Annotated in this window: 7 protein-coding genes and 2 pseudogenes; 3 read left to right on the top strand and 6 right to left on the bottom strand. The window is 54.6% G+C overall.

The features are described from left to right. Window positions 1-182 precede the first annotated feature (182 nt). Both GOB82_RS10725 and GOB82_RS10720 read left to right on the top strand, forming a co-directional pair. Window positions 183-1,405: pseudogene (locus tag GOB82_RS10725) on the top strand (AI-2E family transporter). A gap of 212 nt (window positions 1,406-1,617) precedes the next feature. Further along, a complete protein-coding gene (locus GOB82_RS10720) occupies window positions 1,618-3,243 on the top strand; it encodes a bifunctional aspartate transaminase/aspartate 4-decarboxylase (protein WP_166122915.1) in 1,626 nt (541 codons plus the stop codon). Window positions 3,244-3,363: 120 nt separating this feature from the next. Here the strand turns inward: GOB82_RS10720 and GOB82_RS10715 are convergent, their stop codons facing one another. The 4 genes and pseudogenes from GOB82_RS10715 to GOB82_RS10700 all read right to left on the bottom strand — a co-directional run bounded on the left by GOB82_RS10715 (window position 3,364) and on the right by GOB82_RS10700 (window position 14,166). Continuing rightward, a complete protein-coding gene (locus tag GOB82_RS10715; RefSeq protein WP_166122913.1) occupies window positions 3,364-8,049 on the bottom strand; it encodes a Hint domain-containing protein in 4,686 nt (1,561 codons plus the stop codon). A 129-nt stretch (window positions 8,050-8,178) separates the two neighbouring features. Then, window positions 8,179-9,002, bottom strand: a pseudogene (locus GOB82_RS10710) (Hint domain-containing protein); the annotation flags it as partial. A 406-nt stretch (window positions 9,003-9,408) separates the two neighbouring features. Then, on the bottom strand, window positions 9,409-11,589 hold the full coding sequence (locus GOB82_RS10705) for a TonB-dependent receptor (protein WP_242007356.1): 2,181 nt from the start codon (window positions 11,587-11,589) through the stop codon (window positions 9,409-9,411). 282 nt (window positions 11,590-11,871) lie between these two features. Continuing rightward, window positions 11,872-14,166, bottom strand: coding sequence for a Hint domain-containing protein (locus GOB82_RS10700; RefSeq protein WP_166122911.1), 2,295 nt, complete (start codon window positions 14,164-14,166; stop codon window positions 11,872-11,874). An 885-nt stretch (window positions 14,167-15,051) separates the two neighbouring features. On the opposite strand from GOB82_RS10700, the gene GOB82_RS10695 reads away from it, so the two are divergent. Continuing rightward, a complete protein-coding gene (locus GOB82_RS10695) occupies window positions 15,052-15,270 on the top strand; it encodes a hypothetical protein (RefSeq protein WP_166122909.1) in 219 nt (72 codons plus the stop codon). Between the two features lie 69 nt (window positions 15,271-15,339). Here the strand turns inward: GOB82_RS10695 and GOB82_RS10690 are convergent, their stop codons facing one another. Both GOB82_RS10690 and GOB82_RS10685 read right to left on the bottom strand, forming a co-directional pair. Beyond that, window positions 15,340-15,879 (bottom strand): Dps family protein, encoded by a 540-nt coding sequence (locus GOB82_RS10690; RefSeq protein WP_166122907.1) that lies wholly within the window; start codon window positions 15,877-15,879, stop codon window positions 15,340-15,342. Between the two features lie 265 nt (window positions 15,880-16,144). After that, window positions 16,145-16,297 (bottom strand): hypothetical protein, encoded by a 153-nt coding sequence (locus GOB82_RS10685; RefSeq protein ID WP_166122905.1) that lies wholly within the window; start codon window positions 16,295-16,297, stop codon window positions 16,145-16,147. Window positions 16,298-16,615 lie beyond the last annotated feature (318 nt).

Raw genomic sequence — 16,615 nt, 5'->3', positions numbered from 1 at the left:
TTTTGGCTCACTAAGCCCGTTATGCCTGTATCTGCCATGCAGTGAAAGCCAGACCTCATTTCATCTCGCATGTGTGACACTCACGCCACTCGAAGCCCGCATATAAAAGCATTGCGGGGTAACGCAACGCTGCATGATCTCACCCCACGGCTCTGGAACAGGCAGCAGGAGGCGCAGGGAGCATGGAGCGGTCCCCTCTTACAGATACCAGTAAGGTAATCCCTGAGACCACCTCTGAGGCTGCCGCCTTCGAGACAGATATTTTCGAGGGGAACACCCCCGAGGTTCCCCCCTCAGAAGCCTCCCCGGTGCCTTTCCTGCCTCTTTCTTCTCAAGCCTCATTGGCCACCGTGCAGGCGCTGGAGCGCACGCTGGCGCGATTTTACCGGCTGGCGGTGATTGTGGTGGTGCTGGGCGTGCTCACACTTCTTGTCAGTACCGGTGGTGCTGTTCTGATGGTGGTCTGTGCCTCCGCTCTCGTGGCCGTGGTGCTGCATGGTGCCGCACGGTGGATCACGCATCTGCTGTGCCTGCCGGAATGGCTTTCGGTGCTGGTGCTGGTTCTGGCGCTGGCGGCAGCCATCAGCGGGCTGGTTCATGTGTTCGGGCCACAGATTGTGGTGCAGGCCGCACATCTGCGCACCGCTCTGGTTTCCCAGACCATCGCAGTGCATGACCGGCTGGATGATAACGTGTTCGGGCGTATGATTCTGGACCATGTGCCCCCCTCTCTGGGTGGCAACCAGCCCGGCACGAGAGAGCACGCCGCAGGACCGGATTTCACCGGGTCCATGACAAACGTGCTCACCTCTACCTTCGGGTCTGTTGGCACGCTGATTGTGATCGTGATTGCCGGAGTGTATTTCGCGCTTTCCCCACGCCTGTATGCCAACGGAATTCTGCGGCTGGTGCCTCAGGCGCATCGTCCGCTGGCCCGCACCCTGCTGCTCACAATCGGTCATACTCTCTCTCTGCCTGGGTGGCCGGGCAGATGCTGGATATGACAGTGGTGGGCGTGCTCACATGGCTCGGGCTGTGGGCCATCGGCATGCCTCTGGCACTTCCGCTGGGGCTGGTGGCGGGCACTGCCAATTTCATCCCGTATCTTGGAGCGTTCGTGGGGGCCATTCCGGCCTTGCTGATCGGCCTGTCCGTTAGCACGCAGGAAGCCCTGATGGTGCTGGGTCTGTATACCGTCATTCAGGCCTTTGAAGGTTATGTCATGTCGCCCTTTATTCAGAAGCGCGCGGTGAGCATGCCTCCAGCCCTGACCATTCTCTCCCAGACCATTTTCGGAGCGTTTCTGGGCATGTGGGGCTTTATTTTTGCCACCCCCATTACCGCCGTCCTTCTGGCTGTAGCCACCCGGCTTTCCACTCCACTCGGAAAGAAGGACAGGCTGTAACTGCCTTCTTGAGGGCCTGTCAGCCCAAGAGCGTTGTCCTGCAGCTTTGGGGGCAGTGTGCCTCAGAGAGCATGCTCAACAGAAAACGCTGATCACATCGACGGGACAAGCATGGGTTTTTACTGGAAAACACGTGTACAGAGGTCGCACTGCGCGCGTTTTTTGTGCATGTTCGGCTTATTACTTGTGCACTTCTACTTCGGGAACCCGTAATGACCAACACCTCCGAGTATGAAAAATTCAATACCCTCAGTCCGTTCGAGCTGAAGGATCAGCTTATCAAACTGGCTTCCGGTCGTGCCCAGCGCGCCATGCTGGATGCCGGGCGCGGCAACCCCAATTTTCTGGCCACACTGCCCCGGCAGGGATTTTTCCAGCTCGGCCTGTTCGCAACGGCGGAATCAGAATTATCCTTTTCCTATATGGCGGAGGGTATTGGCGGCTTCCCCCGGAAGGATGGCATAGAGGCCCGTTTCAATGCCTTCGTGGCAGACCACAAGTCCGAACCCGGCGTGGCCTTTCTGCGCCGGGCGTTGTCCTATGTGCGGGACCAGCTTGGCCTGCCAGCCGATGCGTTCCTGCAGGAAATGACAGCAGGCATTCTGGGGTGTGATTACCCTACACCGCCACGGATGCTGAAATATTCCGAGCAGGTGGTGCGTCATTACCTGCTGCGGGAAATGGCGGGCGGCACCATGCCGGATGCCACGACAGACCTGTTCGCGCTGGAAGGCGGCACGGCGGCTATCAGCTATATTTTTGCATCCCTGCGGGAAAATGGGCTGATCCGCCCCGGTGACAAAGCCGCTATCGGCATGCCCGTGTTCACCCCGTATGTGGAAATCCCGGAACTGCGGGACTACCAGTTGCAGGAAGTGCCGGTGTATGCGGAGCCGGAAGCGGGCTGGCAGTATCCGGACAGCGAGCTGGACAAATTGCTGGACCCGGCCGTCAAGGTGTTTCTGGTGGTCAATCCCAGCAATCCGCCTTCCGTGAAGATGAATGAAGCCGGACTGGCCCGCATTGCTGAAATTGTCAAAACCAAACGTCCGGATCTCATGATTGTCACAGATGATGTGTACGGTACCTTTGCGGATGATTTCCGCTCCATTTACAGCGTCTGCCCGCAAAACACCGTTCTGGTCTATTCCTTTTCAAAATATTTCGGCTCAACCGGCTGGCGTCTGGGTGTGGTAGCCATGCATGCGCAAAACGTGCTGGACCGCGCTCTGGCGGATCTGCCGGAAGCGGAAAAACTGGCGCTGGACAAACGCTATGCCTCGCTCACGCCAGATGTACGCGGCCTGAAATTCATTGACCGTCTGGTGGCGGACAGCCGCACGGTCGCCCTTAATCACACCGCAGGGCTTTCCACCCCGCAGCAGGTGCAGATGGTGCTGTTCGCCCTCTTCGCGCTGATGGATGGGCGGCAGGCCTACAAAACAGCCTTGAAAAACCTGCTGCACCGGCGTGAAATTGCCCTTTACCGGGACCTCGGCGTGCCTGCGCCCAATGATCCGGGTAGCACGCATTATTACACCCTGATTGATCTGGCCAACGTCGCGACCCAGCTCTACGGCACCCGTTTTGCCCGCTGGCTGATGACACGCGTGGATTACCAGACCATCCTGTTCCGCATCGCGGAAGAAACCGGCGTGGTGCTCCTGCCTGGTGTGGGCTTTGCGGTGCGTCGCCCCTCCGCCCGCGCCTCCCTCGCCAATCTGAATGAATATCAGTACGCCGCAATTGGCGCGGCGCTCCGCCGCATGGCGGATGAGTATTACGAACAGTACAAACGCGAAAAAACATCTGACACCACGGGTAAAAACACACCCTGATCAGACGTTTTCTGTAATTCATTGATACTTGCGAACCTGCGGGACGGATCGTATGTCCCGCAGGCTTTCACATTGTCGGCACACCCATGAGATGGCGCGGGTGTGCCTTTTTTGTCTGGCTCAGGCGGTCTGGACTTCCAGAGCGCTGTTGTCTGAAACAGCGTAAGGCCCGCCTGCCAGGATATCTATGGACAGCATCCCAAAGCCACGCGGTTCACGCTCCCCCAAAGGCAGAAGGGCATGCCCGTTTGTCCAGCGGGCGGGGTTGCTCTCCTGCGTGTGCCATCCGAGCAGATCTGCATTTTCCAGATGTGTCGTGATGTTGCGTGTCGTGTTTCCGTCAAGAAGAGAAATTTTGCCGACCAGAACGCCGAGTGTGCGGCGGTCGTCAAGGAACGGCCCGATAATGTCGCTCGGTCGGCTTGTGCGTGAAACAAGCCGCACAGTGTTCACGCTGGCAGGCAGCATGAAGGACATGGTGTTCCCCGCACTCCGGGCCGGCCGAATAATCTGACCTTTTTCCGTGACAAGATGGAAGTCCAGATTTTCCGAAAAGACCTTGGTAGCACGAAGTACATCAGGAGCTACAAGAGAAGCCCGTTCCTCCAGAGCACGATAGACAGGCTCAACACGATCCCGCGCCACTGTGAGCGGGTAGGCCGCATCGGCTTCCCAGCTTTTTGCCGGATGGGCGATGGATGCGAATTTCCCTTCCTGCCGGAACGCATAACGGTTTCCTGTATCAAGGTAGCTTTCTGTCATCATCCCGTCCGCAATAATCACGGACTGTTCTTCAGTCTCGATATGATAGTAATCATAGGAGGTGAGGGATGTATCATAGAAAACAGACCGCCCGTTAACCAGCATCCGCACAGGAATGAACATACCATCAAAAAACAGGCAATGTTCTGACGTAATCAGCAGATCCTTGTAGGGTACACCCTTGGCAATGGCGTCTTTCAGAACTCGCACAGGGTATCCTGCTTCATCGGCAGGCAGGCCTACGCGTACGGTTGCATGGGCTTTTCCGGTCCAGATCAGTTTCCGCGCCGCCGAAGCGCCATCCTGTGTGCAAGTGATGACATCATCCCCCACGCGCAGATCCTGCACGGCAACATCCCCGACCGGGGTCCGGATCATGGTGTCTGTGAGGAAGCAGACTTCGTAAACAAGAGAACCATCAGGGGCAGTCTCCAAAGTAAAGCCATGGTTTTTCACACCAGCGATCGTGAGCGTGATGCTGTTGCCATTTGTCAGGCTCAGCGTGACATGGTCTGAATCTGTCGGGGCGTAGCTGACGGATGTCACGTCAGCGGCGGTCAGACCACTGATTTCGATCCCGTCAGAGTTTCCGGCCGCTGTGCCATCAAACCCGCTGATGACAGTTGTCAGCACGCCACCGGAGGAAAGACCGGAAATGGTCAGGCCGGTATTGGCGCTGCCGTCCAGAATGACCGTGCCGCCCGCATCGGCGGAAAGCGTGGCCTGCCCGTTTTGCGCAAGATGCACGGTTGCGCCGGACATGACGACACCGCTGGAAAGTGCCAGCACACCACCTGAACTGACATAAATGTCACTCACAAGCGTTGCGCCGGAGTCAATATGCGCTGTCCCGCCAGAAGTCACCCAAAGGGCGTTGACAGTCCCGCCGCTGGAAACAGCCAGCGTGGCACCAGATGCCAGTGTGCCGTTGGTCAGGGTGCCGGCATCGTTCACGGTGCCGGAGAGCGTCAGGATCGAAGCCGAACTGCCATACCCGCTGACAGTCGCACCCTGATCAACCGTTGTGGTGCCAGCCAGTGTGCCGGAAACAGCTATAACAGAGGCTCCGCTGCCAACCACGGTATCAATGGCTGTGCCGCCATACTGCACTCCCAGGCGAGCGGAGCTGCCCTGCAGGGTCGTGCCGGAGGCAATGCCGGTGTACATGGCAACCAGTGTGCCACCGCTTGTCACGGTGGTGGAGGTCGCTACACCTGTACTCTGGACCAGAAGCGTACCACTGCTGCTGACAGATGTGGCCTGCGTCTGTCCGCCATCCTCGACGGTCAGATAGCCACCGCTGGCAAGCGTGGTGGCGGAGGCACTTCCCCCGGAAATTGCGATCCCCCCCATAGCGCTGCCACTTCCGAACACAGTGCCGGACACCGCGCTGCCGCCCTGATACAGGATTTCCAGCCCACCGGTGACCACAACATTGCTGGTTCCTCCGCCGCTGGACACAACCAGTATGGCACCAGAGGTCAGCGTACCATTGGAAATGGTGCCCGCATTGTTCACAGTGCCGGAGAGCGTCAGGTTCGAAGCCGCGCTGCCATACCCGCTGACAGTTGCACCCTGAGCAATGGTCGTCGTGCCCGCCAGTGTTCCGGAAAGAGCTATAACAGAGGCCCCGCTGCCCACTCCGGTATCAATGCCTGTGCCGCCCGATACTACCAGCATGGTAGCAGAGGTGCCCTGCAGGGTCGTGGCGGAGGCAATGCCGGTGTAATAGACAGCCAGTTGGCCACCGCTTGTCACTGTGGTGGAGGTCGCCACACTTGCACTCTGGACCAGAAGCGTACCACCGCTGCTGACAGATGTTGCCTGCGCCTGTCCACTATTCTGGACGGTCATATAGCTGGCGCTGTCAAGCGTGATGGCGGAGGCACCTCCCCCGGAAACTATGAGGGACCCCAGAGCGGTGCCACTTCCGGACACGGTGGCGGACACCGCGCTGCCACCCTGATACAGGACTTCTATCGCATTGTTGGTGATCAGAATATTGCTGGTCACCCCGCCGCTGGACACAGCCAGTGTGGCGCCAGAGGCCAGTGTGCCACTGGCAATGGTGCCAGCATTGTTCACGGTGCCGGAGAGTGTCAGGTCCTCATACCCGCTGACAAACCCGCCCTGATCAACAGTTGTGGTGCCCGCCAGTGTTCCGGAAAGAACCACGACGGAGGCACCATTGCCAATTTCCGTATCAATGGCCGTGCCGCCATCAAAAAGGCCTATGCCAGCACCCGAGCCTTGCAGGGTGGTAGCGGAGGCAATGCCGGTGTCATAGATATAGAGATTACCGTTGGAGAGTACTGTGGTGGAAGTTGCCACACCTGCACTCTGGACCCGGAGCAAGCTTCCGGCACTGATGAGCGTTGCCTGCGCCTGTCCACCAGTGTTGACGACCATCTTGCCGCCATTGCCGACTGTGGTGGCAGAGGCACTCCCGCCCGAAACCTGAAAATTGCCGCCACTGTTCACCGTGCCGGACACCGCAGTGCCGCCCTGATACAGGGTTTCCTGCCCGCCGGAGATCACAACATTGCTGGTTACCCCGCCGCTGGTCACAGACAGGGTGGCACCGGACACCAGTGTACCATTAGAAATTGTGCCCGCATTGTTCACGGTGCCGGAGAGTGTCAGGTTTGAAGCTACGCTGTTAAACCCGCTGACAGTTGCACCCTGAGCAATGGTCGTCGTGCCCGCCAGTGTTCCGGAAAGAGCTGTAACAGAGGCCCCGCTGTCAACCTGGGTATTGATGGCCGTGCCGCCAGACACCGCCACGACAAAGGCCCCGCTGCCAACCACGGTATCAATGGCTGTACCGCCATACGACACCCCCATGCCAGCGGAGGTGCCCTGCAGGGTCGTGCTGGAGGCAATCCCGGTGTCATAGATAGCCATTTGGCCACCGCTTGTCACTGTGGTGGAGGTCGCCAGACCTGTACCATCGACCAGAAGCGTACCACTGCTATTGACAACTGTTGCCTGCGCCTGCCCACCATCCAGGAGGTCCATAGAGCCACCGTTGCCAAGCGTGGTGGCGGAGGCACTTCCTCCGGAAACCAAGAGGGTTCCCAGAGCGGTGCCAGCTCCGAACACCGTGCCGGACACCGCACTGCCGCCCTGATACAGGATTTCCAACCCGCCAGAGACCACAACATTGCTGGTCACCCCGCCGCTGGTCACAGACAGGGTGGCACCGGACACCAGTGTGCCATCAATAACGGTACCAGCATTATTTACGGTGCCGGAGAGTATCAGGTTTGAAGCTGTGCTGTTAAGTCCGCTGACAGTCCCACCCTGAGCAATGGTTGTTGTGCCAGCCAGTATGCCGGAAAGAGCTGAAACAGAGCCTCCGCTGCTAACCCCGGTGTCAAGAGCTGTGGCGCCATATCCGATCGCCATGACCGCCCCGCTGCCAACCTCAGTATCAAGAGCTGTGGCGCTATATACGACCGCCATGGCTGCGTCCGAACCCAGCAGGGTCGTAGCGGAGGCAATGCTGCCACTACTCCAGATAGTAAACACACCACGTGCGTCTACTGTAGTGGAAGTCGCTTCCCCACCGCTGACAAAAAGATGAGCTCCGGAATTGATAAGTGTTTCCTGTATCTGTCCGCTATAGAGGTTCATTTGGCCGCCATTGAGAGTGGTGGCCGAGGCAATTCCATTCTCGATAGTCAAGTTGCCGGCATTGACGGTCGTTGCATTGGCGATCCCACCATCGGTGACGCCGATCCCTCCGCCGTCTATCGTTGAGGATGCAATGACGCCACCGGACACAAACACGGAGCCAGCATTATAGTTATTAGAGTCGGGCCCCACTGTTTCAGAAACAGCACTGGCTCCCTGATACAGGTATTGGACTCCCCCGGATATCGAGACATCACTGGTTGTGCCGCCAGAGTAAACATACATATCGGAAAATGAGCTGATACTGCCGCCGCTCACGGTTCCGCCCGAGCTTACATAGGCGATATCTCCACTGGCGAGATTTGCAGAAAATGGAGAATTACCGGAACTGATAGAGTAAGTTGTCATAAAAGCCTCATAATGTGGAAAAAATTAAAGGTGGTTTATGTTCAGTGTTACGTATAGGGGGGGGGGTGTTTGAATATTTTTTACCTCATGGGTTCGTAAAATATTTCCCATATACGTCAAGTAGATTCCTTAGATTCCCTTTCTACATTTCTGATTTGTAAGAAAATAAGGTCCCACTGCTCTGATAGTCAGAGACAGAATGGCTATACCGCCATCAATCAGGTGTTTATCGATTGGCAGGAGCGCATTGCCGTTGGTCCAGGCAACGCCATTCCAGCCAATGTCTTTGTGCCAGCCATCCAGTTTTGTGCTGTTCAGATGAGAAGAAATTGAAAGATTTTTCTTTGCACTCACCAAGCTGATTTCTCCTACAGCCACACCCATAAGATGGTGATCATCAATAAAGGGACCAATCACGTCGCACGGGCGGTTCGCGCGGGAAATAATACGAACAGCAGATGTATTGGGTGGCAGCATGAAGCTGTAAGTCTGATTCTGACACCGAATAGAACGAATAACCGTACCTTCTTTTGTTTTCAGAAAACTTTCAGTTAGCATTCCATCTGAAGTAATAACTGAATGCGGATTTGTCTCCAGATAATAGTAATCATATGCGTGGAAAGACTTGTCATGAAATATGGAAACCCCGTTGACCAGCATGCGGACAGGAACAAAACAATTATAAAAGAAAAGACAGTGTCCGGGCGTAATCAGCATGTCTTTATAAGGTACGCCATCAGAAATAGCGTTTTTCATCACACGTACAGGCCAGCCTGCTTTATCATCAGATAAATCAGGGCGGACGTGGATATGCTTTTTTCCGGTCGAGATCACTGGAAGAACAATATTTTTATTGCTTTCCCAGTCGAGCGTTATGATGTGATCGCCAACCCGGATGTCTTGCCAGCAATATCTCCTTGGGGTGTACGAATCATGCTGTCAGAAAGAAAGCATGGTCTGGAATGGATTATGTTATTATAAGGAAAGCTCTTAAGAAAATATTTTCTTATTTCCAAAAAGGTTTTGTTTTCATGATAAGATCCCGATGGAATTTTTACGCCAGGTGCAAGCGTTACGGAGTAACGTGCGATGAGGCATCCATCGTTTCCTCTGAGTGTAATAGCGCGCGATACTCCGTGGCCGGAAACAATGTAACTGGAAACAGGAGTGGCAGTAATTTTATAATCTCTATTATAGTATGGCGGGGTTCGTAACCGATTACGAACAGTACAAACGCGAAAAAACGGCTGGCACCACGGGTAAAAACACACCCTGATCAGACGTTTTCCGCATCTCACCGAACTCTAACCGCGTGAGGGAAGGGGGGCGTGGCCCCCGTCCTGACAGGGCCGCCGGGTCTTACAGGTCAAACCGTGCGTTCAGATAGACTGTTCTGGGTGCGCCGACAAAGAAGTAGTCGGATGCAAGAACACCCCAGTAGTGCGTGTTTGCCACGTTATCCAGTTCAGCCCTGAACGTTACCCTGTGTTTACCAAGCGTGGTGCGGTAGCTGGCCCGCAGGTTGAGCAGCGTATAACCGGGGATATGATACAGGTTTGTGGCATCTCCCCACATTCTGCCGGTGTAATGCACCTCTGCTGAAGCCGAGAGACCCGGCACATGTGGAATAGTATTCGTCACGGTAAACATGTTCTGGAAGGTTGGAATGGCTTCCGCCGTGTTTCCCTGAATGGAGGGATCGGTCTTTTTGTATTTTGAGGCTTCGATGCCCAGACTGTCCGTCAGCACAAACCCCAGTGGCAGCGTGACATGCCCGTTCAGTTCAAACCCCTGATAGACCTGCGTGCCGTTGGAAACGTAGTAATTGTCTGTATTGGCATACTGGGCACCCCGTGTAATGCGGTAGAGCGCTCCTGTCAGTTCCCACGTCCTGCGCGTGACCTTGGCGCCCACTTCCACTTGGTCAGAGCGGATGGGCGGCAGGGTCTGGCGGGCATTCTTGTAGGTATCTCCCACCGTTCCACCATTTTCCAGTGCCTGAACGTAGCTTGCATAAACCGTCATGTTCCGGACCGGGTGATAGAGCAGGGCCACCGTGGGTGTCACGGGGTTCACTTTGTAGGTGCTCTTCACATCCGTCTTGTTATAGCTGTTCTGCTGGAAGTTGGTGTACCGCACCCCGGCCAGAAGAGACCAGTGTTTGTCGAACGTGACAGTATCACTCAGGAAAAGCCCGACCTGATCGGAGCGGTAGTTCCGATAGACGGGGGAGTCATTATTGACAGCCCAGGGTCTGGGAATAATCGGCGCATACATGTTTTGAGAGCCGATATTCACATACTCCGAGTGGGTTGGCAGATATTTTGTCAGACCCTGCCATGTGGCCCCCAGTGAAAGGTCATGCTTGACAAAGCCTGTGTGAAAACTTCCCTCCACAATTCCCTGAGCCTGATTATAGTCCGACCAACTGCGCGGGTCTGTAGACAGGTAGGAGTCATACTCTCCAGCCCTGTTGTTGAGAGACATCCACTCACTCTGATAAGAGCGCCAGTCCTGACTGTGGCTGTAGTACACACGGAATTTCCAGGAATCACTGATCTTCCATTTCAATCCGGTGGAGAGAAACAGAACGTGTGATGTAAACATGGAGCCGGGATAGGCGTTCAGATCCTTATGTCCGCTGATGGCATCGGGGAGTTGGGTGGAGGGGTAACTCTGCGGATCAATGAAAAAATCCTGTACAAGGCCGCGTATTTTCCTGTCCTGATAAATTGCGTCTGCTGTCCAGAGCAGGTTTCGGGTAATTCGGGCATCAACCCCCAGAGAACCGGAATAGCGCTCGACATGGGAGCCGTTATAGGTTTCCCCTTTTTCGTGCGTCAGATTCAGGCGGTAACCAAAAACCCTGTTCAACACCCGACCACCCGTATCGATATGCTCGCTGGCCACCGCGCCGGAACTGTAGCCTGTATCAACTTCAAAAGTCCGCTTTTCCGTGGGCTTCTTGGTCTGGTAATTGATGATCCCGCCTGGTGCGTTAAAGCCATACATATAGCCGGACGCACCTTTTAAAAGCTGGACAGTTTCAAAACTTTCCAGAGGCAATTCAACAGTGGTCATGTAAAGCGGCGCACCGTTGATTTTGTACCCGTTATAGTCATCCAGCGGCACGCCCCGGACGGTAACGCTGTAAGCGTTGAAGGAGTATGTATCCCCGTTGGACACCACGGAGGCATCCTGAGACAGCAGTCTGGAGAGAGATTTTACCTGGCGTTCCTGAATTTCCGCGCTGGTCACAGTTCTGATGGAAAAGGGAGTATCAATCTCCCGTTTGCTTCCCAGTGCTCCGCCAGAAAATACAGGGGTGGCCGTGCCGTGTACCTCTACGGCTTCCGGCTGGCGTGCCTTATGAGGCTGCACGGGTGTTTTCCGAAGGGGGACAGGCCTCTTCGGGCCTTCCTTTCCGGTATACGTGGCTGCGTCTGCTGTAGCGCCCTGCGCCTGTGCGATGGACGCTACCATGCCGCAGGAGGAGATGAACGTGCCAAATAAAACAATTTTCTTCGTTGATATCTTCATAGCACGCTCGCATACAGTATATTGAGATCCCGGCATATCGCGCGATAACAACGTCGTCAATGCGCATATTGAAATTAATACTCAATTAATGTGTAGTTAACGTAATCATCGATATTCAAAGTAAAAATGAGCCCAAAAAAAGGGCCGCAGAACGCAGCCCTTGGGAATGATTTTGCAGGCATTTCTATGCCATGCCTGCAAGAAAGCAGGCTTTTTCAGGCTTATAGAAACTCCCATGAGATCATGAGGAAGTGCTGTTTCGCTCTGCTTCCGGGGCTGGATTTACTGGTAACTCTTGTCTGGAACAGCGTAAGGCCCAGCCGCCAGAATCTCCAAGGACAACATACCAAAGCCACGCGATGCACGCTTCCCCAGAGGCAGCACCGCGTGCCCGTTTGTCCAGCGGGAAAGGGTGCTTTCCTGTGCGTGCCAGCCGTGCAAGTCAGGGGTTTCCAGATGTGCCGTAATGCTGCGCGTTGTATCTCCTTCAAACAGGGAAACCTTGCCAACCAGAACGCCAAGCGCGCGGCGGTCATCAAGGAACGGCCCAATGATGTCGCTCGGTCGGCTTGTGCGCGAAACAAGCCGCACGGTGTCCACGCTGGCAGGCAGCATGAAGGTCACGGTATTCCCCGTACTCCGGGCCTGACGAATAATCTGGTCTTTTTCGGTGATGAGATGAAAATTGGGATCTTTTGAAAGGATTTTGGGAGTGCGGAGCGTATCGGATGCCACATTGGCAGCACGTTCGCTCAGGGTGCGGTAGACAGGTTCAACACGATCCCGCGCCACTGTGAGCGGATAGGCCGCATCGGCTTCCCAGCTTTTTACAGGCGGGCGTACGGATGCGATTTTCCCAGATCTCCGGAACGCATAACGGTTTCCTGTATCAAGGTAGCTTTCCGTCATCATCCCGTCCGCAAGAATCACGGACTGTTCTTCAGTCTCGATATGATAGTACTCATAGGAGGTGAGGGATGTATCATAGAAAACGGACCGCCCGTTGACGAGCATCCGCACAGGAATGAACATGCCATCAAAAAACAGGCAATGTTCTGACGTAATCAGCAGATCCTTGTAAGGCACACCTTCGGCAATAGCGTCTTTCAGAACCCGCACAGGGTATCCCGCTTCATCGGCAGGCAGGCCTACGCGTACGGTTGCATGGGCTTTTCCGGTCCAGATCAGTTTCCGCACCGCCGGAGTGCCCTCCCGTGTGCAGGTGATGACATCATCCCCCACATGCAGATCCTGCACGGCCACATCCCCGACCGGGGTCCGGATCATGGTGTCTGTGAGGAAGCAGACTTCGTAAACAAGAGAACCGTCAGGGGCAGTCTCCAAAGTAAAGCCATGGTTTTTCACACCAGCGATCGTGAGCGTGATGCTGTTGCCATTTGTCAGGCTCAGCGTGACATGGTCTGAATCTGTCGGGGCGTAGCTGACGGATGTCACGTCAGCGGCGGTCAGACCACTGATTTCGATCCCGTCAGAGTTTCCGGCCGCTGTGCCATCAAACCCGCTGATAACCGTTGTCAGCACGCCACCGGAGGAAAGACCGGAAATGGTCAGGCCGGTATTGGCGCTGCCGTCCAGAATGACTGTGCCGCCCGCATCGGCAGCAAGCGTGGCCTGTCCGTTTTGCGCAAGATGCACGGTTGCGCCGGACATGACGACACCGCTGGAAAGTGCCAGCACACCACCTGAACTGACATAAATGTCACTCACAAGCGTTGCGCCGGACTCAATGGAGGCGGTCCCGCCGGACGTCACCCAAAGATCGGCGGCCTCCCCGCCGCTGGACACAGTCAGTGTAGCGCCGGACGCCAGTGTGCCGCTGACAAGGGTACCAGCATCGTTCACGGTGCCGGAGAGCGTCAGGAGTGAAGGTCCGCTGCTATATCCGTAGACAGTTCCGCCCTGATCAATGGTGGTGGTGCCAGCCAGTGTGCCGGAAATCGCCGCGACAAAGGCGCCACTGCCCACTACAGTATCAATGGCCGTGCCGCCAGACGTCAGTCCCATGCCGGCGGAGGTACCCTGCAGGGTTGTGGCGGAGGCCAGTCCGGCGCTGTAGACAAGCACGGAGCCGCTGCCCGTCACTGTGGTGGAGGTTGCCACACCCGCGCTCTGGACCTGAAGTCTGCCACCGTTACTGACAGATGTTGCCTGCGCCTGTCCGCTATTGGTGACGACCGTATAGCCGCCACTGTTGATGGTGGTGGCGGAGGTTTTTCCTCCAGAAATCTGAAAATATCCGCCACTGTTTACAGTGGTGCTGGTGGCGCTGGTCCCGCTGTCAGCCGCCAGATAGCCCTGATTATTGAGGGTAGTGGCATCAGCCGTTCCTCCGTTGGAGAGGAGGATATTCCCCCCCGCGTCCGCCGTTGAAGAGAGCACTGCGCCGCCAGACACAATAATCTGTCCCGGAACGCTTCCACTGCCAGAGACTCTGTCGGAAACAGCTGTGGCGCCCTGATACAGGTACTGGGTTCCATCGACTATCAGGACATCATGGGTTGTGCCGCCGGAGTACACATACAAGGTGGCAGAGAGGTTAACACTACCGCTACTCATGGTTCCCCCAGAGCTTACATAGGCGGTATCTCCACTAGTCATATCTGCAGAAAGCGGGGAATTCCCTGAGCTGATAGAGTAAGTCGTCATAAAAGCCTCGTGATGTGGAAGATATCAGCTGATATTCCCGTCTTTCTGAACAAGATGCGTTGTACTTGTTTTTGGGTATTGTGGATTGGCTTTGAGAAACTTCCTTATTTATTCAAGTCTTAATTTTCATAGAGCATTCCAGGGCTTTCTTTTTGCATTACAATTCAGTAAGAAATTTTTCACAGCTACTCATTCTGATTCTCAAAAAAGTGCTATCTTTTGTGTAACATCCTCAAGCAATAAAGGAATATGAAATTGTAATAAACGCTACAGAGCGTGGAAATTTGTTCTCTCATAACTATCTGAAATAAAAAAGAATATTGTGAAATTTCGATTCTTGTTAAATTTCAGAAAGGAAGGCAACGCTATCAGTCTCCAGCGTTATAAAAGGCAGGAGGTTGAAAAGGTAGATATCACCATGTTCGTGAAATACAGTGATTGTCAGGTGAAGGTACGTTCTGATTCATTTGAAAATTGTTTGATGATTTATAAAAATATTTCCATATTTATTTGTTCTTGTAAGTGAGTTTATTTCAATTTAAAGGAAATATTCCTTCTTCCTATTGGTGTTTTTGTAATCGCGTATATCCATAGGAGGACGCAAAATACGCCTTCAAGTGCTGCTTCATGGGGTGGGTGGGGGAGTTGTAGCGGAAAACTTCCGTATTATGACTGGAAAGCCTCGTCTGTTGCTGCATGATACAGCGTGCAGAAAGAAGAAAATTGTAGAAGGCTGCGCACCCACGTCCTGTCGGGTTCTGCATTCAGAGAAGCGAAAAGGTTTTCTTTGAGGAAGTGGGTTCTAAAAGCAAGTATTTTTTAAAGGGCGTAAGAAAGGAAAATGGATTCAATCCTGTGAAAGAAAGAAAACTCTTGGAAGTGGCGTATGTTCGTCGGAGTTGTGGGTGTACTTATGCAAAAGAAAGAAAATCGCCCAAACAAATTCTCACAGGAAGATTGAAAATTCAGAGTGATGTGAAAGAAGCAAAAGCAACATTTCCAAGCTCCTCCTGAAAAAGAAAGGGTGCAGGAAACTTCCCGCACCCTCCTCGTCCTGCGCACAGGTGCTGCAGGGTAGATATCTCAGCCGTTCTTTCCGAATGCCGGGCGCGTTGCTTCAAACAGGAACCACGTCCGCTGCTCTGTCTCGTCAATCCAGTTTTCCAGAAGGCTGGCCGTGGCAATATCGTTGGCATCATCACAAACCGCATGCACTTTGCGCATCCGGGTTGTGAGGGCCAGATTGTCATCGCGCAGTTCGGCCAGCATATCTTCCGGCGTGACATACAGCGCATCGTTATCCAACACCTTGGAGCGGCGTGCAATTTCACCAATGGAATGCAGCGTTGTGCCGCCAATCTTGCGGGCGCGCTCCGCCATGGGGTCTGTCATGGCAAAAAGCTGCGCACTCTGCTCGTCCAGCAGCAGATGATAGTCACGGAAATGGCGGCCGCTCATGTGCCAGTGGAAGTTTTTTGTTTTCACGTAAAGTGCAAAAACATCCGCCAGTGTATCTGCCAGACCTGCCGCAACTTCCTTCACGGCGTCGGCCTTCAGGTCTGTCGGTGTTCCAAGATATTCGCGGACATAAGCTTCTTTTGCTGTAGAGGTCGCTTTTGTCATGAACGTCATCCTTCCTTGCAGTGGGCGCTACAGGTGCAGCGTTCACCTGTTACAAGGAGATGGGATGTGAAAAGTTCCTCTGCAATGCGGGGGGAGGCAGCCATGCTGTTCACACACAGATTGGTGAGGATTGATCCTCCTGCCTTCCCACAGATCTGACGCTCTCACAGGCAGGCGTGGCTACCGGAACGCGTGATTTCTCTGGATGTTCAGAGCGAGAGGGAAGGGGACTGTTACCGTTGCCGGGGTGCGTGGCAAATCACAATCACACTGAAACCGAAAGCCATCGCGGTGTCACACAAGCATCTTCCGCTCCCCAGTTCTGCGTGTTGCGGTCACTGCTGGTCGCGAGAGCGCGGAACAGATGGCGCGGCATCGTTGCTTCGTCATGGTGCACCCTGTCCGCGTGGAGGTTCATGACAAAGGCCTGTTTTTGCTTGAACCCTGAAGGGTGCAAGAGAGAAAACGGCCCATATCCTTTTGTTCCAGAGGTTTGACTTCTGGTCCAGTCGTCAGGGAGGTCGCCAGGTCACGTTTTTTTCTGAGCAGAAGCCGTGTAATCCTGTCGGCTTCATATTCCCTCCTTTGCCCCGCAAAGGTATCGTCTCCCGGTATTTAAACAGGAGGTAATCCCCCCATTTTTAGAGGGGTTCTGACTGAGAATTCAGGCAGCTGCTTTTAGTTTCTGGGCGGGTGTGAACCCACCGTTCCCCATGTTGGGTCTGTCATGATTATA

This window comes from Acetobacter farinalis (genome assembly GCF_011516935.1).
Lineage (GTDB): Bacteria > Pseudomonadota > Alphaproteobacteria > Acetobacterales > Acetobacteraceae > Acetobacter > Acetobacter farinalis.
Note: the sequence above shows the minus strand (reverse complement) of the source record. Positions and strands in the feature narration are given on the sequence as shown.